Genomic DNA, 1714 nt, shown 5'->3' with positions numbered 1-1714 from the left:
GGCCACATGCAGTAGAGGTCGCGCATGCGGATGAAGTCGTCGAGGACGGTGGAGGGGCGGTAGCTGTCGCCGGGTTGTACGACTGGGAGTGGGACGGCTTGCCAGTACGGGGGTGCGGCTGCTTCGGCGAGCATGTCGTCGTATCGCGGGGGTTCGGGTGCGCGGGAATACACGGTCGCGCGGGTCGGGCCGCGGTCGCGTTTGTGTGCCGCAGCGGGTGGGGGAGACGTTTGGCTTTGTCCCTCTGTCTCAGATTCGGGTTTGGCACTATCCGGCTCGGTCTCTGGCGTGGCCTCGGGATCGGCTACATCGTGGCTCTCGGCCTCGGCTGCGGGCCGATGTTCGGGCTCGGTCTCCCGCTCTGGCTCCGGCCCGAAAGTGGTTTCGGGACCCGGTTCTGCTTCGGGCCCGGCTTCTTGATCAGCATCGCCGGTGCCCGCAGGCCTGGCTTGTGTTTCCGACGCGTGGTCGGGTGCGGCGGCCTCGGTCGCCGCTGAACCCTTGTCGGCGGCCGATGGCTCGGCCGCGGTTGCGGCGTGTTCGGACGCTTGCTCAGTATCGGCGGAAGTCTGGTTGGCCGCGGCTTGTTCTTGTTCAGCTCGTTCTTGTTCGGCGGCTTGGTCTTGGGCGTAGAGGTCGGCGTATTCGGCTTCGGCGCGTAGGTCGTGGTCGTTCCAGAGGGGTTGGGATTGTTCGTACTCGTTGCGCATCGGGCGCTGTTTGGTTTCGGGGCGTTCGGCGATGTCGCGGACATGTTCGGCGGAGATGATGCCGTGCCCTTGCAGGTAGCCGGGGTGGTCGGCGTCGCCGTTGACCGTTGCTTGGTCAGCGATGACGTGCAGGACCAGTTTCATATCGACGCCCGAGACCATCGTGTCTGCGGGCCATGTCCAGATGCTGGCTGTGCAGGGATGTTTGGGGTCTTTGGGGCACTCGCAGCTGAACTCGCGTCCCATCACCGTCGCGAAGAGGGCATCGGCCATTCGTTCGGCTTTGCGACGCGGATCGGCGTTGCACACCGACATCGCCAATTTCTCCAGGCGTTGCATGATGAGGTTGTTGGTCTCGGCGGATCCGACGGCGTCGAGCGCTGACATCCCGTCGCCGATGTTGTTGTTCCACACCCCACGACGTTTCTTGGCCTCTGTGCGGTTCTCCCTTACCAGGTCGGGGTCGCGGAGCATGATCATCGCATCGACCATGTCCCGGATCCGGTTGGTCGACCAGGATCCCCGGCGGCGTAGTTGGGCGGCGATGTCACGGTCGATATCGGCCATGTGCTCGGAGCCCTCGATCAGATCGGTGCGGGAGACGATCTGCGCGATGTGGTGGGCGGCGACGTGCCCTTCTTTCAGCAGTTGTTTGACGTGCGGGAGCCGGTCGCGCAGGGCCAGGGCTCGGGTCAGGTAGTGCTCGGCGCCTTGCTGGGTGATCTGCTGCGCCGCGGCCAGTTGCGCGGCGCAGACACTGAACGGGTCGACCGCCCGTAGCGCCACCGGGGTGTCCTCTAGGGGTGCGACGACCAGTTTGTGTAGTTGGGCGGCGCTGTCGTAGCGGACCCATTCGAAGTAGCTTTGCGCGGCGACCGACCGCTCGCAGTTGCGGAGCAACTCGTTGGGCCGCAGCCAGTTCGCGGGGCCGATACCGGCCACCCGCTGTACGTCGTAATCCCCACCCTCGAACATATGAGCGACTATGCCAGAGGGGTACGACA

General features: G+C 65.2%; 1 protein-coding gene. It reads right to left on the bottom strand.

The window, feature by feature from the left end:
• The coding region (locus BFL43_RS29100; RefSeq protein ID WP_206186584.1) for a DUF222 domain-containing protein at positions 1–1685 on the bottom strand (1685 nt) is incomplete at its 3' end.
• Positions 1686–1714 lie beyond the last annotated feature (29 nt).

Origin of the sequence: Williamsia sp. 1135, from assembly GCF_002095395.1 — a bacterium.
Taxonomy (GTDB): domain Bacteria; phylum Actinomycetota; class Actinomycetes; order Mycobacteriales; family Mycobacteriaceae; genus Williamsia.
This window is presented reverse-complemented; position numbering and strand designations above follow the sequence as displayed.